16 protein-coding genes are annotated in these 20,306 nt (G+C 72.0%); 5 read left to right on the top strand and 11 right to left on the bottom strand.

From position 1 onward, the window contains the following. Positions 1-152: 152 nt before the first annotated feature. Together J5X86_RS04765 and J5X86_RS04760 are read left to right on the top strand one after the other, a co-directional pair. A complete protein-coding gene (locus J5X86_RS04765; protein WP_208515494.1) occupies positions 153-1,181 on the top strand; it encodes a C40 family peptidase in 1,029 nt (342 codons plus the stop codon). Positions 1,182-1,383: 202 nt separating this feature from the next. Continuing rightward, entirely contained in the window at positions 1,384-2,346 is a 963-nt protein-coding gene (locus tag J5X86_RS04760) for an SDR family NAD(P)-dependent oxidoreductase (RefSeq protein WP_208515493.1), read from the top strand. A 117-nt stretch (positions 2,347-2,463) separates the two neighbouring features. Here the strand turns inward: J5X86_RS04760 and J5X86_RS04755 are convergent, their stop codons facing one another. The 4 genes from J5X86_RS04755 to J5X86_RS04740 all read right to left on the bottom strand — a co-directional run bounded on the left by J5X86_RS04755 (position 2,464) and on the right by J5X86_RS04740 (position 6,907). Then, positions 2,464-3,129 carry a response regulator transcription factor gene (locus J5X86_RS04755; protein WP_260613728.1) on the bottom strand — a complete coding sequence of 222 codons (666 nt, stop codon included), beginning with the start codon at positions 3,127-3,129 and terminating at the stop codon, positions 2,464-2,466. A 662-nt stretch (positions 3,130-3,791) separates the two neighbouring features. Continuing rightward, the gene (locus tag J5X86_RS04750; RefSeq protein ID WP_078642022.1) at positions 3,792-5,069 is read right to left on the bottom strand and encodes an ATP-binding protein; all 1,278 of its coding nucleotides are present in this window, start codon (positions 5,067-5,069) and stop codon (positions 3,792-3,794) included. 252 nt (positions 5,070-5,321) lie between these two features. Beyond that, a complete protein-coding gene (locus tag J5X86_RS04745) occupies positions 5,322-5,594 on the bottom strand; it encodes a hypothetical protein (RefSeq protein WP_208515492.1) in 273 nt (90 codons plus the stop codon). After that, positions 5,591-6,907: a PspC domain-containing protein gene (locus tag J5X86_RS04740; protein WP_243979249.1), complete on the bottom strand. Its 1,317-nt coding sequence runs from the start codon at positions 6,905-6,907 to the stop codon at positions 5,591-5,593. The genes J5X86_RS04745 and J5X86_RS04740 overlap by 4 nt, the downstream gene beginning before the upstream one ends. Before the next feature lie 123 nt (positions 6,908-7,030). On the opposite strand from J5X86_RS04740, the gene J5X86_RS04735 reads away from it, so the two are divergent. After that, entirely contained in the window at positions 7,031-8,902 is a 1,872-nt protein-coding gene (locus J5X86_RS04735; RefSeq protein WP_208515490.1) for a serine/threonine-protein kinase, read from the top strand. A 98-nt stretch (positions 8,903-9,000) separates the two neighbouring features. Here J5X86_RS04735 and J5X86_RS04730 read toward each other — a convergent pair whose 3' ends face one another. The 5 genes from J5X86_RS04730 to guaA form a co-directional block, all read right to left on the bottom strand. Next, positions 9,001-9,582 carry a DoxX family protein gene (locus tag J5X86_RS04730; RefSeq protein WP_208515489.1) on the bottom strand — a complete coding sequence of 194 codons (582 nt, stop codon included), beginning with the start codon at positions 9,580-9,582 and terminating at the stop codon, positions 9,001-9,003. 77 nt (positions 9,583-9,659) lie between these two features. Then, a complete protein-coding gene (locus J5X86_RS04725; protein WP_208515488.1) occupies positions 9,660-10,955 on the bottom strand; it encodes a hypothetical protein in 1,296 nt (431 codons plus the stop codon). Positions 10,956-11,060: 105 nt separating this feature from the next. Further along, entirely contained in the window at positions 11,061-11,858 is a 798-nt protein-coding gene (locus tag J5X86_RS04720) for a class II aldolase/adducin family protein (protein ID WP_208515487.1), read from the bottom strand. Between the two features lie 65 nt (positions 11,859-11,923). Next, positions 11,924-12,535, bottom strand: a complete 612-nt coding sequence (locus tag J5X86_RS04715) for a Uma2 family endonuclease (protein ID WP_208515486.1) — start codon at positions 12,533-12,535, stop codon at positions 11,924-11,926. Positions 12,536-12,671: 136 nt separating this feature from the next. Further along, a complete protein-coding gene (gene guaA / locus J5X86_RS04710; RefSeq protein ID WP_208515485.1) occupies positions 12,672-14,258 on the bottom strand; it encodes a glutamine-hydrolyzing GMP synthase in 1,587 nt (528 codons plus the stop codon). 286 nt (positions 14,259-14,544) lie between these two features. Between guaA and J5X86_RS04705 the strand changes: the two genes are divergently transcribed. Then, the gene (locus J5X86_RS04705; RefSeq protein ID WP_208515484.1) at positions 14,545-14,832 is read left to right on the top strand and encodes a chorismate mutase; all 288 of its coding nucleotides are present in this window, start codon (positions 14,545-14,547) and stop codon (positions 14,830-14,832) included. Between the two features lie 770 nt (positions 14,833-15,602). Then, complete coding sequence (locus J5X86_RS04700) at positions 15,603-16,616, top strand: LAETG motif-containing sortase-dependent surface protein (RefSeq protein WP_208515483.1); 1,014 nt, start codon at positions 15,603-15,605, stop codon at positions 16,614-16,616. Between the two features lie 68 nt (positions 16,617-16,684). Here the strand turns inward: J5X86_RS04700 and J5X86_RS04695 are convergent, their stop codons facing one another. Then, a complete protein-coding gene (locus J5X86_RS04695; protein WP_208515671.1) occupies positions 16,685-18,445 on the bottom strand; it encodes a GMC oxidoreductase in 1,761 nt (586 codons plus the stop codon). Between the two features lie 172 nt (positions 18,446-18,617). Next, positions 18,618-20,228: a succinic semialdehyde dehydrogenase gene (locus J5X86_RS04690; protein WP_208515482.1), complete on the bottom strand. Its 1,611-nt coding sequence runs from the start codon at positions 20,226-20,228 to the stop codon at positions 18,618-18,620. Between the last annotated feature and the right edge of the window lie 78 nt (positions 20,229-20,306).

The following is a 20,306-nucleotide window of genomic DNA, read 5'->3' as shown; positions in this document are numbered from 1 at the left end:
CCTAACTTCCTCCTCCAGGCGGCAGTCCGCTTCCCGTCAACTGAGGGTCCCCGCCTCACGGCGGACTGCCGCCTGTCCGTCCGCTCCCCATGAGGGTCCAGGATCAGCGGAATGTCCTGGAATGCCCAAGAAAGACCAGGTGAACCGCCGCAGTGGCGTCGCACAGGAAGCCCAAGCAGCGCTCGCTCACCAGCAGCACCGCCCGCGCGGCCGCGCTCCTCGCCCTCACCGGCGCCGCGTCCGCCACCCTCCTCGACGGCACCGGGCACGCCGAGAACCGCCTCACCCCCGCGCAGGTGAAGGCGAAGGTCGATCAGTACCAGCGGCAGGCCGAGGAGGCCACCGAGAGGTACAACGGCGCGAAGGACAAGGCCGACAAGGCCCGTGCGGCGCTGGACGCGCTGCGCGACCAGGCCGCCCGCCGCACCACCCGGCTCAACGCCGCGCGCAACGCCCTCGGCGCCTTCGCCACAGCCCAGTACCGCTCGGGCACGATCGCCCCGGCCCTCCAGCTCGCCCTGTCCTCCTCCCCCGGTCAGTACCTTCAGCGCGCCTCGCTCGCCGAGCGCGCGGGCAACCGCCAGGCCGTCCTGATCGCCTCCGTCGGCCGTCAGGAGCGGAAATTACGCCAGGTCCGCGGCGAGGCGGCCGACCGCCTCGCCGCTCTGCGCGCCTCCCAGACGGCGGCCGCCCACCACAAGCGGACCGTCCAGCAAAGGCTCGCCGCCGCCGATCGCCTCCTCGACCGGCTGACCCTCGAGCAGCGACAGCGCCTGCTGGCGGCCCAGGACGGCGACAAGGCCGGTGCCGACGGCACCGCCTCCCCCACCGCGGGCCGCGCCGCCCGCGCCGTCTCCTACGCCTACGCGGCCCTCGGCAAGCCGTACGTCTGGGGCGCCACCGGCCCCCACGGCTACGACTGCTCCGGGCTCACACAGGCCGCCTGGCGCGCCGCCGGGGTCGCCCTGCCCCGCACCACCTACACCCAGATCAACGCCGGCCGGCGCGTCACCCGCGACCAACTGGCCCCCGGCGACCTGGTCTTCTTCTACTCCGGCGTCAGCCATGTGGGCCTCTACGTCGGCGACGGCCGCATCATCCACGCCCCGCGCCCGGGCGCCCCCGTCCGGGTGGCCTCCGTCGCCGACATGCCCTTCGCGGGAGCGGCCCGCCCGGCGTAGGTGTCCCGGGCCGGTCCCGCGGGGCCGGTGGGTGACGGGGACTTGTCGGCGAGGGGACGGCGGCTGACGGGGGTCTGTCGGCGGGCGCCACCGGATGACGGCGCTCTGTCGGTGGGGCGTCGGTCGCAACCGTAAGGCTGACATGTGGCCGCGTCAGCCACATTCGGTCACCGGTCCGCCCTCACGAACGCCAGGAGCCCCCATGCCTTCCACCGACTCGTCCGAAGCCTCAACCGCGCCATGGGACGTCCATCGGCTGCCGCGCGCCGACGGTAAGACCTTTCTGGTGACCGGAGGCAACGCGGGGATCGGGTACTTCGTCGCCGAACAGCTCGCTGGTACGGGAGCCACCGTCGTCCTCGGCAGCCGGGACGCGGACAAGGCGGACGCCGCCACGGCCTCGATCCGCTCCCGGGTCCCCGAAGCCCGGGTGCGGCATATCCGGCTGGACCTCGCCGACCTCGCCTCGTTGAAAGCCTCCGCGGAAGCCCTGCGGACGGACCGGCTGGACGCGGTCGTCCACAACGCCGGGGTGAAGTTCGACCAGCCGCCCCGCCGTGAGACCGGGGACGGCCATGAGGCGATGTTCGGGATCAACCACCTCGGGCACTTCGCGCTGACCCACTGGCTGGCACCGCTGCTGGCGGCCGCCCCCGAGGGCCGGGTCGTCACCACGGGCAGCTTCGCGGCCACGTCCGAGCGGCTGGACCTGGACGACCTCGAGAGCACCCGGGACTACCGGCCGGACCGCACCTATGGACGGTCGAAACTGGCCCAGATGCTCTTCGGCTTCGAACTCGACCGCCGGCTGAGGACGGCCGGCAGCACGGTGCGGAGCGTGGTCACCCACCCCGGTGGCGCGCTCGACTCCCTCACCCCGTCCCGCCCGCCCCTCCACACCCCCACGACCGGCGAACGGCTGCGCGGGCTGCCCGCCGGAATCCTCGTCCAGGGCAAGGAGGCGGCCGCCTGGAGCGCCGTACGGGCGGTTCTCGACCCGTCCGTCAGCGGCGGCGAACTGTGGGCCCCGAGGGTCTTCGGCCTCCGCGGCACCCCCCGCCGCCGGCCCGTCCGAGGTCATCTGGCGGATGCGGAGGTCGCGGCCCGCCTGTGGTCGGCGAGCCGCGACCTGACGGGGGTCGAGCCGGAGTTCGGCCTCGGGTGAGGCCCATCGGTCACGGCGCGTAGCCCGTCCGAGGGGGCCCTGCGGCTGCTGTCGATGATCGGCACGCAGCGCATGGAGATGCCGGGCTGAGCGGCCGCGGTCCGCCCCGTTTCCAGCTCAGACCAGGCGGCGGGCCGTCGCCCAGCGGGTCAGCTCATGGCGGTTGGAGAGCTGGAGCTTGCGCAGCACCGCCGAGACATGGCTCTCGACCGTCTTCACCGAGATGAACAGCTGCTTGGCGATCTCCTTGTAGGCGTAACCGCGCGCGATGAGGCGCAGCACCTCGCGCTCGCGCTGGGTGAGCCGGTCCAGGTCCTCGTCCACGGGCGGGGCGTCGGTGGAGGCGAAGGCGTCGAGGACGAAACCGGCGAGGCGCGGCGAGAAGACCGCGTCACCCTCGGAGACCCGGAAGATCGCGTCGACGAGGTCGGTGCCGGTGATGGTCTTGGTCACATAGCCGCGGGCGCCGCCGCGGATGACCCCGATGACGTCCTCGGCGGCGTCCGAGACGGAGAGCGCGAGGAAGCGCACCGGGCGCTCCTGATCGGCCATCAGCGAGGCGCTGCGGCGCAGCACCTCGACGCCGCCCCCGCCGGGGAGGTGGACGTCGAGCAGCACGACCTCGGGACGGGTCGCGGTGATCACGGTCACGGCCTGGTCGACGTCGGCGGCCTCGCCGACCACCTCGACGCCGGTCCGGGCCGTCTCCCCGATCTCGGCCTGCACTCCGGTACGGAACATGCGGTGGTCGTCAACGAGCACGACGCGCACGCGGCGCGGCACGGCGGCATCGTCGGCCCCGGCGCCCCCGGCCCCGGCCGGACCTGGCGCGGGAACGCCACCGGCCGGACCTGATGCGCCCAGGCCGCCCGTGCCGCCTGCCGTGCCCAGGCCGCCCGTGCTGCCCGACGCGCTCGTGCCGCCCGTGCCTGCCATGCCCGAACCACCCGGGCCGCCCGCCTTGCCCGGGCCGCCCGACGCGCCCGTGCCGCCCGACGCGCCCGGGTCGCTGGAGGCGGGGGTCCCGCCGGCCGCAGCCGTGCCGCCAAGCGCGGAGGCGCGACCGGAGCCACCCGACGCCCGAGAGCCACCGGCCGCGGAGGAGCCGCCAGTTACGCCAGAGCGACCCGCCGCAGAGGCACCACCCGACACACGAGAGCCGCCCGCCGCAGAGGCACCACCCGATACCCGAGAGCCGCCCGACACGCGAGACCCGCCCGCCGCGGAAGCGTCACCCTCCGTGGGGACACCGCCCGCCATGGGCACGCCACCCGGGGCCCCCTGGGCCGCCGTTGCACGCGGTCCGCCGAAGGCCGGGGCGCCGCCGCCGAAGGCCGACGGGCCACCGAAGACAGGGGTGCTGCCCCCGAAGGCCGGGAGGCCGCCTGGCGCGGCAGGGCCCCCCTCGCCGCCTGGGTTACCGGCCGGCAGGCCATACGCGTCGGTCATGTCGTCGCCGCCCTCTCCATCTCCAGCTCCACTTCCGTGCCCCCGTCCGGCGCTGATCTCAGCCGGGCCGTGCCGCCGTTGCGCTGCATCCGGCCGATGATCGACTCGCGTACGCCCATCCGGTCCTCCGGCACCGCGTCCACGTCGAAGCCGGGGCCGCGGTCGCGCACGGAGATGAACACCGTCGCCCCCTCGACCTCGGCGAAGACCTGGACGGCCCCGCCGTCGCCACCGTACTTGGCCGCGTTGACCATCGCCTCGCGCGCCGCCTGTATCTGTGCGCTCAGTTTCTCGTCCAGCGGGCAGTCACCGACCACCACCACCTCGATCGGGACGCCGTGGTGGTCCTCGACCTCCGCCGCCGTCTTCTTCACCGCCTCCGCGAGGGTGTCCGGCTCCTCGGCCTCGTCCTTGCCCGTGCCCTCCGGCCGGTAGAGCCACGCGCGCAGCTCCCGCTCCTGGGCGCGGGCGAGCCGGGCCACCTCGCGAGGCTCCTCCGCGTTCCGCTGGATCAGGGTCAGGGTGTGCAGCACGGAGTCATGGACGTGGGCCGCCACCTCCGCCCGCTCCTGCGCGCGGATGCGCATCAGCCGTTCCTCCGAGAGGTCCTGCGTCATCCGCACCACATACGGGCCCACCAGCAGCGCGATGCCGACGAGAACGGCCAGGGCCGCCTGCAGCACGGCCCCCAGGTGCTTGGCCGAACCCTGCAGGACGACGATCCCGGACACCCCGGCCGCCACCAGCACGACCCCCGTGGCGCCACGGGCCAGGGGCAGGACCCGCTTGCTGCGGCTGAGCTCGACCCACTGGGCGCGGCGCGCGTTGTCCGCCTGGCGCCAGAAGAGGGCGACGCCCGCGCCGATGAGGAGGAGCGGCCAGATGTAGGTGTTGGCGCGGCCGAGGTGGAAGCCCTGGATGAAGATGCCCATGCCGACGCAGAGAGCGACCAGCGCGATGATCTGGCCCCGCTCCGGCCTGCGGGCCAGGATCCGGCGGCGGCCGTCGGGGCCCACGGTGGTGAGCGGGCGGGTGGCCATCGTCTCCACGCCGCCGACGCCGAGCGGGACGATGAACCAGAAGAGCGCGTAGACGAGCGCGCCGAACCCCTCCGCCATGAACAACGCGACGAAGACGATCCGCACCCACAGGACCGGCAGCCCGAGATGCCCCGCGAGCCCTCGCGCCACACCGCCGAGAAGGCGGCCTTCGGCACTGCGGTAGAGCTTGCGCGGGGGTGGCTCGGGGGTCGTAGGGGGTACGGCGGCGGTCATGGCTCGATCGTCACACGTCCGGCCGACAGTGGGCATCAGGGTCGCCCCTGATCGTTCCCCGACCCGGCGTCCGGGGTCCCTCCCCGGGTCCCCGACCCCGCCACCCCGGGGTCCCGCCCCGCAGCCCCCTCAAGACGTCCACACACACCCCATACACCCACACACATCCCCACACACCCACACACGCGCCCGGCCACCGCCCCGCAGGCGCCCTCAGTCCTCCCCCTCAATCCCCGCCCCCAGCCCTCCCCCTCAGTCCTGGCCCTCCTCAGGGGTCGCACGCCGCGACCGGCGGCGGACGGCGTAGGTGAGCGCCGAGGTCAGGGCCGCCACGCACAGGCCGCCCAGGAGTGCCGGGAGGACGATCTCCGGGCGGACGTCCCACTCTCCGGCCGCGTCCATCCCATACGCGGCGGCCACGCCCAGGATGACCAGGCCGGCCACCAGCTTGCCCGGCTCGAACGCATGGCGAGTCCGATCGGGGGCCGAGTGGCCGAACGAGTGACCGAACGAATGGCGCCTCATGATCGCTTCACCTCCACGGTGCCCAGCCCCAGCTCCAGCTTCAGCGAGACCGTCCCCTCGGCCTTGCCGCCGCCCGCCGGGCCCAGGGTGAGCCTGCGCTCCCGGCCCGGCCCGATGTCGACGTTGTTCGTCTTCTCGCCCGGAAGCCAGATGTCGCCGATCCCAACCTCGATGTCCAGCTTCACCCGGGCGTCGCGCGGGACCGTCACAGCCAGCTTGCCCGCGCCCATCTCCACCCGGCTGGAGACGGTGCTGCCCGCTTCCAGGGGCAGGCGGTCCAGCTTCAACTCGGCGACGCCGCCGCCCAGCTCATAGCCGCCGCGCAGGGAGTTCACGGAGGTCGGGGCCCAGGTGCGGCGGGCCCAGTCGGGGGTGACGGAATCGGGGAGGGCCGCCGCGCCCGCCAGCAGCACGCTCGTAAGGAGCGCGAGGAACACCGTGCCGCCGCCGGCGCGGCCCCAGCGGGAGCCGATGACGAGGGCCAGCCCGAAGACGCCCAGCGCACAGGCGAACCCGATCTCGAGGCTGGTGCCCAGCGGCTGCGAGGACCACCCCGCCCGTGCCCCTACCACGGCGGCGGCGACCGCCACCAGGAAGGCCCAGCCGCCGATCGACGCCCGGTCCCGCACCCGGCGGGCCCGCTCCGCCTTCGCCTCCGCCTTGTCGTACGGGCCGTCGTCCGGCCCCCACAGATAGCCGGTACGCGACCCGGCGCCGGACCCCGAGGCGAAGCCGAGCGGCCCGGTCGTACCGTCCTTGACGATCGGGTCGCGCCACCAGGACGGAGCGGGGCCGCCGCGCGTGGGCGGGGCCTTGGTCTCGGGCGGCGCGTCGGCGACCGCCTGGGCCGTGGCCGGGTCCACCGCGCCCACGCTCACCGCCTGGCGGCGGTGGTGCGACCAGTAGCCCGCACCGGCCGCCGCGAGGGCGAGCATGAACGAGAAGTACATGACGCCGCCGTTGTTGAGCATCGACAGGAACAGCCCACAGCCCACCAGCGCCACCAGCACCGCCGTCAGCCCCGGGCCCTCGACCCGCCCCGAGAGCAGCCTGCGCCCCTCGTTCTCGTCCTCGCCGTGGAACGGGATCAGCAGCCAGCAGAAGCCGTACACGATCAGGCCGAGACCGCCCGCGACGCCCAGCACCGACAGCACCACCCGGAAGATCACCGGGTCCAGATCGCAGTAGCGGCCGAGCCCTCCGCACACCCCCGAGATCACCTTATGGTCACGACTGCGCCGCAGTGGCGTCTGTGACAGGCGGGAACCGGACGCGGTCTCGGCCTCGTCCGCCACGGTGGGTGCTTCGGTCATACCTCCATGGTGACAACAGGGCCGTACCCGCGACATCCGGCATGCCCCCTAGGTCTTCCCTGAGATCTCCCCAAGGGTCACGGCGGCTATCGTGTCGCATCGAACGTGTGGGAGGGGACAGCGGTGTCGGACGAAGGCCACCTGATAGCCGGACGTTACCGCCTGGTCGAGAAGATCGGCCGTGGCGGCATGGGCACGGTGTGGCGCGCGGAGGACGAACTGCTGGGCCGCCAGGTGGCGGTCAAGCAGCTCTACGTCTCTCCGCACCTCGCCGAGGACGAGCTGACGACGCTGCACGAACGCACCCGCCGCGAGGCGCGCAGCGCGGCCCGCATCACCCACCCCAATGTGGTCGTGGTCCATGACGTGGTGGACCACTACGGACTGCCCTGCATCGTCATGGAGTACGTGCCCTCCACGACCCTCGCCGACCTGCTGAAGAACGGCGCACGGGTCGCCCCCGACGAGGCCGCCCGCATCGGCCGCGGCATGATCGCCGCCCTGCGCGCCGCGCACGCGGCCGGGGTGCTGCACCGGGACGTCAAGCCCGGCAATGTGCTGCTCGGCCCCGAAGGCCGGGTCGTGCTCACGGACTTCGGCATCGCGATGGCCACCGGCACCTCGACGCTGACCAAGACCGGCGAGGTCGTCGGCTCCATCGACTACATCGCGCCCGAGCGGGTCAGGGGCCGCAAACCCGGCCCCGCGTCGGACCTCTGGGCGCTGGGGGCGACGCTCTACCAGGCGGTCGAGGGGCGGCCGCCGTTCCGCAAGGCCACGGCGATCGAGACGGGTTACGCGATCGCCGTCGATCCGCTGGACCCGCCCAAACAGGCGGGGGCGCTGGGTCCGCTGATCGAGCGCCTGCTGGCGAAGGAGCCGGAACTGCGGCCCTCGGCGGAGGAAACCGAACGGGCGCTGCGGCTGCCCGCGGCGGAGGCCGAGACGACATCGCTGTCGACGCCGCCGCTCGACGCGACCATGAATCTGTCGACGCGACGGGAGCCCGGCACGGCCACGGGCGGGACCACGAGCACCACATCCAACGCCTCGCCGAACCCGCCCACGACATCGACCCCGTATTCACACACGGCCCACACACCGAGCCCGCCGCACACACCGAGCGCGCCGAACGCCCAGCACACACCGAGCACTCCGTACCCGTCGGACCCACGGCTTCCGCACCACACCCCGGGCACGGGGAACACCCCGGGCACGGGGAACACGCCGGGCACCGGAAACATCCCCGGGCAGCAGCACACCCCGCCCACGTCCACGCCGTTCACCGCGTCGACGCCGTCCATGACGACGCACACGCCGGTGCCCCCGCCCGCCCCCGCTCCGGCGCGCAAGAGCCGTAAGGCGGTGCGGACGGCCGTGGCGGCCTCCCTGGCGGTCGTGACCGTGGCGGGCGGCGTCTATCTGTTCGGCTTCGACCACGACAACGGCCAGAAGAACGGCGGAGGGCAGTCCTCCGCCACGGACAAGCCGTCGGCCCCCGCGAACAAGCCGTACACCCCGCCGTCCGGCTACCACATCGTCACCGAGAAGAAGTTCGGCTTCTCCCTCCCCATCCCCGACGGCTGGTCCCGCCAGGAGCAGTCCGACCCCGACGGCAACACGGTCGACCGCACCCAGGAGGTCCGCTACCTCGACCCCAACGGGCTGGTCGGTCTGAGGATCAACGTCCTGGACTTCGCCTCCGGTGACCAGGTCCAGCACTTCGAGGACCTCGAGGTCGGGTTCAAGGACAAGAAGGCGTACCCGATCTACGAGCGGTTGCGGCTGCAGGAGACGAAGTACCAGGGCTTGCCCGCCGCCATCTGGGAGTTCAAGTTCCGCGGCGAGGTCCGGATGTACCGCGCGATCGACCTCGGCTTCGGCAAGGAGGGCGAGAAGGAGTACGCGATCTACCTGAGCGGCCCGGACGCGGACTGGGGCACCTACCGGCCGATCTTCGACGAGGTCCGGAACGGCTTCCGCATCCTCGGCTGACGGGCCGGGGCCCGGGGCCCCGGCCACGCCCTGCGCGAAGCGTCACGCGCCCTACAGGTCCTGCGTAAAGCGTCACGTCCTACGTGAAGACTCGCGCCCTACGTGAAGAGCTGCGAGCCCTGCCTGCGCCGGCGCTTGGAGATGACGACGTCCAGGGAGAGATACGGCGCCCCCGCCAGCACCAGCGGCAGCCACGCCATCAGATAGGCCAGGTCATTGCCGTAGTAGTAGGGGTCCGACTGCCAGCTGACCGTGAGCCACAGGCTCAGCGAGATCAGCGCGCCGCCGAAGGCGGCCAGGCGGGAGAGGAGGCCCACCAGGATGCCCAGGCCGACGGCCAGTTCGCCGTAGGCCATGGCGTAGCCGAAGGCGGTGGGGTCCTTGAGCGCCTGGTCGACCATCCACGGCAGGGCCGAGGTGTCCCGCACCTGACGCATCAGCTCGCCGATCGAGCCGGTGCCCGAGTCGGACAGGAAGGCCGAGTCGGTGAGTTTGTCGATCCCGGCGTAGACGAAGGTGACGCCGAGGAAGATCCGCAGTGGCAGCAGCGCGTAACGGGCGGCCGTGGCCCGAACTCCCACGGGCTGCTGCCCGCCTATGCCGCTCACGCTGCTCACGCCGTGCACGCTGCCGCCGCTGCCCGCCGTGCCCGAACCGGCCATACGATCCGCGTGTCTCATGCCGCCCGCCTCTCCCGTCGCGCCGCTATTTCGTTGCGCGTTCGACAAAACCATACGGAGCGGCAGGCCGGAACGACTCAGTCCATAACATCGATGGGATAGGGGTTGGTCTCCGCGCCCGAGGCCGTCACGACCTGTACATCCACCCGGCCCGGCTCCACGTCCACCGGGACCGGCACCGTGAGCGCGGTGTCCGTCGGGCTGCTGAAGCCTCCGGCGACCGGGACCAGCGGCACATGGACGTGCACCGTGCCGATGCGGACGACCAACTTGGCCAGCCGGTCCGGGCCCTGGGCGCCCGGCGGGACGAAGCCGCTGCCGCGGATCTCGATGTCGTCGCCGGTGCGGATCGGGGCGTCCCGGTCGATGGCGCCCTCCTCGGGGCGGACCCGTACGACGGACAGCACGGTCGGCCGGCCGCCCTCCGCGTACTTCCCGGTCAAGTACATCACCACCGATACGACCGCCAGCAGCGCCAGGCCCCACGGCACATCGGGCAGCCGCCACGGCTCGCGGCCGAGGCGGACGGCGGTGAAGGCGAGGGCCGCGGTGTGGACGACGATGTACTGCACATCGGCGAAGCTGCCGCGGCCCGCGTCGTCGGTCAGCAGATCGGCGGCGCGCGGGCGCACGGCCCGCACCTTCTGCAGCCGCTGCGCCCGCACCCGGGCCGCCACGACGAGCCGTGCCAGCACCGCGGTCACACACGTCAACGCGGCGACTGTAAGGAGCCCGGCGGCATGATCCAGGGCCAGCCCGTCGGTCAGCCGCTGCCGGTCGCCGGGGGCCACGGCCAGCTCGACGCCGAGCACCAGCACCGCGAAGACCGCGATCAGCAGCCAGGCGGCGGCGACGGCGCGGGAGGTGGAGAGGCGGTTGTCCTCGCCGACGAGCGGGGCGAGCGGGCCGCCGTCCGCGCGGTGCAGCCGGGCGGTGAGGGTCAGCAGCGCGGCGGTGACCACGGCGGCGGTGAGCCCGGCCGTCCGCGCGACCGACCAGCCCGTGCCGATCGCCGTGGCCAACTGGCCGATCAGCAGCACCCCGACCGCGCCCCACACCACGAACACGGTGCGCCGCCACACCCGGTACCGCCATGCCGAGGTCTCGGCGCGGCCGCTGTCGGCGACCGAACGGGCCGCCTGGGACAGCTCGTCCGAGACCCACTGCCGGGACGCCCCTGCCGAGTGGACGAGGGCCGCTGGAAGGCCCTCTCCGGCCGCGAAACGCTCCCGCAGGGCCACGAACGCGGCCACGGCCCGCCGATGGCCGTCACGGGCCCCCTGAGGGCATTCACAGCCCGTGTGGCCGTGGGGATGCCCATGGGGGTGCTGTCCTTCTGCCGTCGTGGCGTTCTCCGCCGTCTCCACCGCCACGCGGGTCGCTCCGTCGTTCACTCGTTCCGTACGGGACCGCGGGTTCGCGCGGCACCGCCCAACTGACAGGTATTGACAGGGGATTGTGCCGCACCGCGGAGGGTGTCAGCTCAGCAGGTCCGGCTCATCGCGGGTGATCTGCAGATACAGAGGTTGATAGTTGATCCACGCCACAAGATCGTTTCCCAGTTGCTCGCGCGTCCGCATCGCGTCGCCGTAGTCGATGGGCACCGGCTTGCCCGACGCCTTCGCGGTCAGCTGCACCTGAGCGGCCCGCTCCATCGTGATGAACCACCACGCGGCCGCGTCGACCGAGTCCCCGACCGTCAGCAGACCACGATTGCGCAGGATGAGGGCCTTGTACCCGCCGAGCGCGGCGGCGATCGCGCGCCCCTCCTCCTCGTCCACGACGACGCCCGTGGTGCCCCCGTAGACCGCGTGGTCCTCGAAGAACGCGCAGACCTCCTGGGTGATCGGCTCCAGCGGCTCGCCGAGCGCGGCCAGCGCGCGGCCGTGCACCGAGCGGCTGTGCGCGACGGCCACGACGTCCGGCCGCGCCTGATGCACGGAAGAGTGAACGACAAAGGCCGCCTGGTTGACGTGGGAGCGCCCCTCCACCACCTGACCCGCCTGATTGACGAGGAGCAGATCGCTCACGGTGATATGGCCGAAGGGCACGCCGAAAGGGTTCACCCAGTAGCAGTCGGTGAATTCCGGGTCCCGCACGGTGATGTGCCCCGCGACCCCTTCCTCATACCCGAACCGCCCGAACAGGCGCAGCGCCGCCGCCAGCCGCTCCTTGCGGTAGCGGCGCTCGTCGTGGGGGGAGGCGTGCTGCGGGGGCATGGTGAACCGCAGGCGGTCGGTCGGTATCGGGGTGGGGGTCTGCGGCTGGTTCGTCATCGGCAGCTCCGCTCCTCGGGGGTGCTGAAGCGGAAGCTACCTCTGGGTATCGCAGGAGGCCAGAGTCAGGGCCTACGGCGATTGATCGCGGTGAGGTCGATCTCGATGGAGAACGGGACGGTCAGGCGGAGCTTGTCGTGGTAGATGCCGGTGAGTTTGTAAGCCTCCGTAGCGCAGTCAAGTTCGTAGACGTAGACAACGGGCAGGCCGCGGTCCTCCTCCACCCGCCAGAAATGCGGCACACCCGCACCGGCGTACTTGCGCGGCTTGACCTCACGGTCACGTGCCCTGGAGTCCGGCGACACGACCTCCACGGCCAGAAGGATCTGCTGAGGGCCGTACCAGGTCTGGTGCGCGTCAAGAATCTCGTACGCCTGCGTCACCAGGACATCCGGCTCGACCTGGTTCTTCTCATCGAGCCGGATGCTCATCTCCGGCAAGACCTCTGACTCCTCCGGCGTCTGGTTCTCCAAGGCGATCTGGAGCAGTTTCATGACCCGTGCGTGGAACGCGGCCTGCGGACTCACGAGGACGAGACTCCCGTCGATCAGCTCCGTGTGCGGAGGAAGATTCGGAAGCCGGTCGAGGTCGTCCGCCGTCCAGCCGCCCTGCGGCGGGCGGGGCCACCCGCACTGCCCGTACTGCTCGTCCAGCTCGTACTCGCGTGCGGCGCTCATGATTGCTCCCATGGGACGGAGTCTCGCCTCTGCGCACAGAGTACCCAGCGCAAACGGCGACGCCGCCACCCAAACGAATGAGCGACGGCGTCGGCGTTTGACGATCAGATGACGATCCGAGGAGGGAGCTCGGCGGTCACTCCCACTCGATGGTGCCGGGCGGCTTGCTGGTGATGTCCAGCACCACCCGGTTGATCTGGTCGACCTCGTTCGTGATGCGGGTCGAGATCCGCGACAGCACGTCGTACGGCAGCCGCGACCAGTCGGCCGTCATCGCGTCCTCCGAGGAGACCGGGCGCAGCACGATCGGGTGGCCGTAGGTGCGGCCGTCGCCCTGGACGCCGACCGAGCGGACGTCGGCGAGCAGGACCACCGGGCACTGCCAGATGTCGCGGTCCAGGCCGGCGGCGGTCAGCTCCTCGCGGGCGATGGCGTCGGCCTCGCGCAGCAGGTCCAGGCGCTCCTTGTTGACCTCTCCGACGATGCGGATGCCCAGGCCCGGGCCCGGGAAGGGCTGGCGGTGGACGATCTCGTCCGGGAGGCCGAGCTCCTGGCCGACCATCCGCACCTCGTCCTTGAACAACCGGCGCAGCGGCTCGACCAGCTGGAACTCGATGTCGTCGGGGAGCCCGCCCACATTGTGGTGGGACTTGATGTTGGCGGTGCCGGAGCCGCCGCCGGACTCCACGACGTCGGGGTAGAGGGTGCCCTGGACCAGGAACTCCACGTCCTCCCCGGCCGCGCCCGCCTCGGCCACCAGCTCGGCCTGGGCCTGCTCGAAGACCCGGATGAACTCCCGGCCGATGATCTTCCGCTTCTCCTCGGGGTCGGACACCCCAGCGAGCGCGGACAGGAACCGCTCCTCGGCCTCGACGACCTTGAGCTGCACCCCGGTGGCCGCCACGAAGTCCTTCTCGACCTGCTCGGACTCGCCCTTGCGCATCAGGCCGTGGTCCACGTACACGCAGGTCAGCTGGTCGCCGATGGCCTTCTGGACGAGGGCGGCGGCCACCGCGGAGTCCACTCCGCCGGACAGTCCGCAGATCGCGCGCTTGGTACCGACCTGCTCCCGGATCGCGGCCACGGACTCCTCGACCACATTGGTGGTGGTCCAGGTGGGCTCCAGGCCGGCGCCCCGGTAGAGGAAGTGCTCCAGCACCTGCTGGCCGTGGGTGGAGTGCATCACCTCGGGGTGGTGCTGTACGCCGTACAGTCTGCGCTCATCGCATTCGAAGGCCGCGACCGGGACCACATCGGTGGACGCGGTGACGGTGAAGCCCTCGGGGGCCTGGGAGCAGGCGTCGCCGTGCGACATCCACACCTGCTGCTCGTCGGGGGTGCCCGCGAAGAGCGTCGAGCCCTGCTTGGAGACGGTGAGCGCCGTACGGCCGTACTCCCGCGCCCCGGTGTTGTCCACGGTGCCGCCGAGCGCCCTGGCCATCAGCTGGAAGCCGTAGCACATGCCGAAGACCGGGACGCCCGCCTCGAAGATCGCGGCATCGAGCGAGGGCGCGCCCTCGGCGTAGACCGACGAGGGGCCGCCGGAGAGGATGATCGCCTTGGGGTTCTTGGCGAGCATCTCGGCCACCGGCATGGTGGACGGAACGATCTCGCTGTAGACCCGGGCCTCACGGACCCTGCGGGCGATGAGCTGGGCGTACTGCGCGCCGAAGTCGACGACCAGGACGGTGTCGGGGGCGGCAGCAGGGGAGGCTGATGGCACTTCGGCGGCCTTCCGGCGGTGGTGGCGTGCGGTGGAACCGTCTGCGGCGGGACCGCAGGTTTGGACTTTCGATTCTAACGGGCTCATAATCGGCGCCATGTCCACGCACATGACCTTCGTCTTTACCTATGGCACCGGCCCGTCCGGCTGCCATGGTCGTGCTGCGTAAACACTGACAGCGACTTCCCAGGCGCCCCGGGCCGGCAAAGGCCCGGGGCGCTCTGTCTTTCCTCCGGGCCGTTGCCGGACTCCAGGGCTCCGCGACCACGGACCAGGAGATACGGACATGAGCAGCAGCAGTACGGCGGCGGAGAGCACGGAGACGACGGGGACCGCCGATGTGATCGGCACCGCGCGGGAGCGGATCGACGCCCTCGACGGGCAGATCCTCGATCTCGTCCGGGAGCGGATGGCCGTCTCGGCCGCCATCCAGGAGGCGCGGATCGCGTCGGGCGGGCGGCGGGTGCAGCTCTCCCGCGAGATGGAGATCCTCGACCGCTACCGGCAGCGGCTGGGCAAGCCCGGTACGACGCTTGCCATGACGCTGCTGGAGCTGTGCCGGGGCCGGGTCTGACACCGCTGCCTCTCGGCCAGGCGGAGGGCCTCCCCACCAAGCGGAGAGCCTCCCCACCAATCGAAGGGGCCCCTCGAACAAGCGAAGGGCCCCGGGGGCGCCCGAACGGGGCGGGCGCCTCCGGGGCCCTAGGCGGTCAGCACCGGCGTCAGGGCAGCGCCGGTGCTGAGAGGCGGCGCCGGGGGGTGCGCCGCTGGCTTCTGGGGCCCGTATGTCAGGGGTGTCTGAACGGCGTACGCCCGCGTGGTCGGACCAATGTCGGGGTGTGACCGGGGGCGTTCTCCCTCTCAGCATCGTGGTGGATGCGGAGCGCCGGGCGCAACCGTTTCGACCGGATACGGTCGGCCCCAGGCGTCCCCGGGACCGACCGTCCTTGAGGTGATGACCGGGCTGCTGTCCCCTGCCGACCGGTCACCTCGCCGATGCGAGGTCCCACGACGCGCCGCCTGAATCACCACAGGGGCCGCGTCTCATCGCTTCGGCGGATCTGAGCCACGCGTGGATTTTTCCGGGCCGCTCCTGGCTGGCGCGGCACCGGGCACAACGAGCCCCCGCGCGGGCCGGTCACGCGCCGTACGGGTGACGACGTGCGAGGCCGAGCGCCCGTGGCGGATTCTGTGACCATTCTGTGAGCAACTGTGAAGGCAACCTTTCGGCCATCGGCCTGGTCATGTACGTGCAAAGCACGGCCATCCCGCGCCCCACCGCGACGGCCCTCCATATGCGTATCGCCCCTCCAGGGGATACGTACGGACCCAGAAGAGGTCTTCATGAAGCTACGCCGCGCCTTGGCGGCTGCCGCAGCGACGGCCGCCATAGCCCCTGCCGCGCTCCTGGCGGCCCCCGCCGCCTTCGCGGAGACGCCGAGCGAGAACCCGTCGCCGTCCGCCTCCGAGACGGTCACACCGTCTCCGCAGGACCCGTCGCCGTCGCCGACGGAGACCACTCCGACCGCTGACCCCACGCCGACCACCCCGGCGCCGCCCACGAGCGCCACCCAGGCTCCGACTCCCGGCGACACTCCCTCGTCCACCCCGACCGAGACCGCCACCCCGACCCCGACCCCGACGTCGACCGAGGGACCGGGCGACGGCGAGTGCGCGGACGACGGGGACTACAACGAGGACCCGGAGCTCAGCACGACCCTGGTCGGCCTGCCGTCGAAGGTCGTGGCGGGCAGCGGCTTCCACGGCTTCAAGTTCCAGGTGAAGAACGACTCGGACCGCAGCTACCAGCGGGTCGACTTCGGGCTGTTCGCGGGCACGGTGCACGAGTCCGCCCCGGACGGGACGGGCAAGTACCTGACCCTGCAGTACAAGGACCCCGAGACCGGCGCCTGGAAGGCGATCTCCACCGACGAGAACGACGCGGGCTCCGGCTACATCGGCTACACCGATGTGCGTCCGCACGAGACCCTTACGGTCGACCTCCGGCTGAGCGTCGCCAAGAGCGCGCCCGAGGGCTTCGGCTACGCCATCAGCGTCGGCGTCTACGCGGACGACGAGGGCAACTGCGTCTACTCGACCGGTGAGTACTACGAGTTCGACGTACTGAAGGCGGGTTCGGAGCCGGGCAAGGTGCCGCCGGCCGACCCGAAGCCGCAGGGCGGCAAGAAGCCGCTGCCGCAGAAGCCGGAAGGCAACACGGAGATCAGCCCGCAGGGCAGCCTGGCCGAAACGGGTTCCTCCTCGGCGCTGCCGATGATCGCCCTGATCGGCGGTGTGGCGATGGCCGCGGGCGGAGGCGCGGTCTTCGTGGTCCGCCGCCGTCGCGCCACCGTCTGACGCTCCTGAGTCCGACGGTTTCCAGGGGGCGGGGCGGGCTGGTCACCGGCCCGCCCCGCCCCCTCCGCTCAGGCCGGGGAGCCCGGCGGGACCTTCGGCACCGGCAGCAGCGGAAGCCTCAGGGCGCCGAAGGCGTCCGCCGGTACGGCGGGGCTGCCCGGCGGAACGGGCTGGAGGCGTTCGTACGGCGCCTCCGGGGACGGGCGGGGGTCGCGCTCGCCCTTGTTGGGCCACAGGGACATCGCCCGCTCGGCCTGGGCCGTGATGGTCAGGGACGGGTTGACGCCCAGGTTGGCCGAGACGGCGGCGCCGTCGACCACATGGATGCCCGGATGGCCGTAGAGCCGGTGGTACGGGTCGATGACGCCCTCCTCCGGGGACGCCCCGATCGGGCAGCCGCCGAGGAAGTGGGCGGTCAGCGGAGTGCCCATGAGCTCGCCCACGTTGCTGCCCGCGAAGCCGTTGATCGAGTCGGCGATATGGCGGGCGGCCTCGGCGCCTTCGGGGATGTGGTCGGGGTTGGGCTCACCGTGGCCCTGGCGGGCGGTGAGCAGCCCCTTCCCCGGCCCCTTCGGTTTGCGGTAGGTGGTCACCGAGTTGTCGTGCGTCTGCATGACCAGGCCGATGATGGTCCGCTCGGACCATCGGCGGTTGGACAGCGAGCGCACGGCCAGGCTGGGATGCCGGAGGTTGGCGCCCAGGAAGCGCAGCCAGCGCGGAAGACGGCCGCCGTGCGGGATCTGCAGGATGGAGAGCATCCCCATCGCGTTGGAGCCCTTGCCGTAGCGGACCGGCTCGATATGGGTGTTCTCGTCGGGGTGGATGGACGAGGTGATCGCGACACCCCGGGTGAAGTCCGCCCGCTCCTCCCCGCCCCGGGCCCGGCGGTAGCGGCGGTCCGTGGTCTGCGCGCCCACCAGGGCCTCGGAGTTGGTGCGGGTGAGGATGCCGAGCCGCTCCGAGAGGCGCGGCAGCAGCCCCTTGTCCCGCATCGTGTGCAGCAGCGTCTGGGTGCCGTACGTACCGGCGGCGAGGACGACGTACCGGGAGCGCAGCGCCTTCGGCTTGCCCTTACGGCGGTTGTCGGTCGGGACGGTGGTGACCGTATAGCCGCCATGCGGATCGTCGCAGAGGGCGACGACGGTCGTCATCGGGTGGACGACGGCGCCGGCCCGTTCGGCGAGGTGGAGATAGTTCTCGTTGAGGGTGTTCTTGGCGCCGTGGCGGCAGCCGGTCATGCACTCACCGCACTCGGTGCACGCCTTACGGGACGGTCCGGAGCCGCCGAAGTACGGGTCGGGCACGGCCTGGCCCGGCTCGGCCCTCGTGGCGCCGTCGGCGTCGTGGCCGTCCCCGAAGAAGACCCCCACGGGCGCCATATGGAAGCTGTCCCCCACGCCCATCTTCTCGGCGGCCGCCTTGAGGTGGACATCGGAGGGGGTGAGGGTGTGGTTGAGGCGCGCCCCGAGCATCCGCCGCGCCTGGTCGTAGTAAGGGCGCAGTTCCTCCTGCCAGTCGGTGATGTGCCCCCACTGGCGGTCCCGGAAGAACGGCTCGGGCGGTACGTAGAGCGTGTTGGCGTAGTTGAGCGAGCCGCCCCCGACCCCGGCGCCCGCCAGCACCATGACCTTGCCGAGGACATGGATGCGCTGGATGCCGAAGCAGCCGAGGGCCGGGGCCCAGAGGTAGTTGCGGAGGTCCCAGGAGCTTCTGGGCAGGGTTTCGGGGGTGAAGCGGCGGCCCGCCTCCAGGACGCCGACCCGATAGCCCTTCTCGGTCAGGCGCAGGGCCGATACCGACCCGCCGAACCCCGAGCCGATCACGATCACGTCGTAGTCGAACTCATCGTCGTCGCTGTCATCGTTACCGCCGCGTTCCTCGCGGTCATCGAGCGCGCCGACCGCGTGGGCGGCGTCGAAGTCCTCGTCGTGCCCGGGCTCTTGCTGCCGGTTTTGGGCAGACTTCTCCCCTGCCACTGGTACCTCCATTGAAATGTGCTGGTCAGCGCAGGCGCAGTGCCTTGAGCGCGCGCAGGCTGCGGGTTATGAAGTCCGCGTATTTCTCGTCCGTCATCCCGAAGGCCGGGCCGAGCGGCATCAGCCGCTGCTGGGCGACCGTCTGCGGCTCGGTGAACCTGAGGATGCCCTCGGAGCCGTGGCGGCGGCCGAGTCCGGAGTCGCCCATGCCGCCCATCGGAGAGGCGACGCTGCCGAAGGCGGCGGCGTAGCTCTCGTTGAGGTTGACCGTGCCCGCGCGCAGCCGGGTGGCGACCGCGCGCCCGCGCCGGGCGTCCTTGGTCCAGACGCTGGCGTTCAGACCGTAGGAAGTGGCGTTGGCGCGCTCGATCGCCTCGCCCTCGTCGCGGAAGCGGTAGACGGAGACGACCGGGCCGAAGGTCTCCTCGGCGCAGACGGCCATCGGGGACTCCACGCCGTCCAGGATCGTCGGCTCGTAGAAGTACGGGCCGATGTCCGGGCGGGCGCGGCCACCGGCGAGCACCGTGGCGCCCTTGGAGACGGCCTCGTCCACATGGCGGGTGACGGTCTCCAGTTGGCGCTCCGAGACGAGCGAGCCCATCTCCGCCCCGTACGCGAGGGCGGTGCCGAGCCGTATGGCCTTCGTACGGGCCACGAAGCGCTCCAGGAAGGCGTCCGCGATCGACTCGTGGACGTACAGCCGCTCCATGGAGATACAGAGCTGCCCGGCGGAGGCGAAGCTGCCGCGCACCGCGCCGTCGACCGCGCGGGCGAGGTCGGCGTCGCGCAGCACCAGCATGGCGTTCTTACCGCCGAGTTCGAGGGAGCAGCCCACCAGGCGGGCGGCGGCGGCCTGGGCCACCTCGCGGCCGGTGCGGGTGGAGCCGGTGAACGCGACGTAGTCGGCGCGCTCGACCACGGCGGGGCCGACCACCGGACCGTCCCCGATCACGACCTGCCACACCCCGGCCGGCAGTCCGGCCTCCACCATCAGCTCGCGCGCCCACAGGGCGGACAGCGCGGTCTCGGTGTCGGGCTTCATCACCACGGCGTTGCCCGCGACGAAGGCGGGGATCGCATCGCCCACGGAGAGCTGGAGGGGGTAGTTCCAGGGCGCTATGAGGCCGACGACGCCGCGCGGCTGGCGCAGTTCGGTGACCTTGGTGAGGGTGGGCACCGCGCCCAGATGCCCCTTGGGGCGCAGATAGGCGGGCGCCTTACGGCCGTAATGGCGGGCCACGATGGCGACGCCCTGGACCTCCTCCTGGGCGTGCAGCCGGGTCTTGCCGGTCTCCAGCTGGATCAGGTCCAGGATCTCCGGCTGGCGGCGCAGCAGCAGATCGTGGAAGCGGAGGAGGACGGCGGCGCGCCGGCGGACGGGGGTCGCGGCCCAGGCCCGCTGGGCGGCACGGGCGTTCTCAAACGCGGTGGCGACGTCCTCGGGGGTGGACTCGGGCAGGGCGGAGGCGAGGACGTCCCCCGTAAACGGGGTGTGGCTGACGGTGGTACCGCTGCCGGCGACGCCCCGGGTGAGCCGGGTGATCAGCTCGGGAGTGACGACGTCGGCGGCGGTGCGGGTGCCTTCGGGGGCCACCGGGTTTCCGGTGCCGCCCTGCGTTATGTGCGAGTCCGTCATGGGGGCGAGAGTAGGCCCGCCCGGCGGCTTTGGGTACCCGGCGGTAACAACTTTCGTCCGGCAGCCCCCGGCGGACCC

Origin of the sequence: Streptomyces sp. NEAU-YJ-81, assembly GCF_017592595.1 — a bacterium.
In the GTDB taxonomy this organism is placed as follows: Bacteria; Actinomycetota; Actinomycetes; order Streptomycetales; family Streptomycetaceae; genus Streptomyces; species Streptomyces hygroscopicus_B.
The sequence above is the reverse complement of the archived record's forward strand: the minus strand, read 5'-3'. Positions and strand labels throughout refer to the sequence as shown.

What these genes read in the sequence shown, in the direction of transcription:
- J5X86_RS04720 (WP_208515487.1), bottom strand. Translation starts at nt 11,858, where the DNA reads ATGACGAACCAGCCGCAGACCCCCACCCCGATACCGACCGACCGCCTG.
- J5X86_RS04705 (WP_208515484.1), top strand. Translation starts at nt 14,545, where the DNA reads ATGAGCAGCAGCAGTACGGCGGCGGAGAGCACGGAGACGACGGGGACC.
- J5X86_RS04700 (WP_208515483.1), top strand. Translation starts at nt 15,603, where the DNA reads ATGAAGCTACGCCGCGCCTTGGCGGCTGCCGCAGCGACGGCCGCCATA.
- J5X86_RS04715 (WP_208515486.1), bottom strand. Translation starts at nt 12,535, where the DNA reads ATGAGCGCCGCACGCGAGTACGAGCTGGACGAGCAGTACGGGCAGTGC.
- J5X86_RS04740 (WP_243979249.1), bottom strand. Translation starts at nt 6,907, where the DNA reads ATGACCGAAGCACCCACCGTGGCGGACGAGGCCGAGACCGCGTCCGGT.
- J5X86_RS04750 (WP_078642022.1), bottom strand. Translation starts at nt 5,069, where the DNA reads ATGACCGCCGCCGTACCCCCTACGACCCCCGAGCCACCCCCGCGCAAG.
- J5X86_RS04690 (WP_208515482.1), bottom strand. Translation starts at nt 20,228, where the DNA reads ATGACGGACTCGCACATAACGCAGGGCGGCACCGGAAACCCGGTGGCC.
- J5X86_RS04760 (WP_208515493.1), top strand. Translation starts at nt 1,384, where the DNA reads ATGCCTTCCACCGACTCGTCCGAAGCCTCAACCGCGCCATGGGACGTC.
- J5X86_RS04730 (WP_208515489.1), bottom strand. Translation starts at nt 9,582, where the DNA reads ATGAGACACGCGGATCGTATGGCCGGTTCGGGCACGGCGGGCAGCGGC.
- J5X86_RS04745 (WP_208515492.1), bottom strand. Translation starts at nt 5,594, where the DNA reads ATGAGGCGCCATTCGTTCGGTCACTCGTTCGGCCACTCGGCCCCCGAT.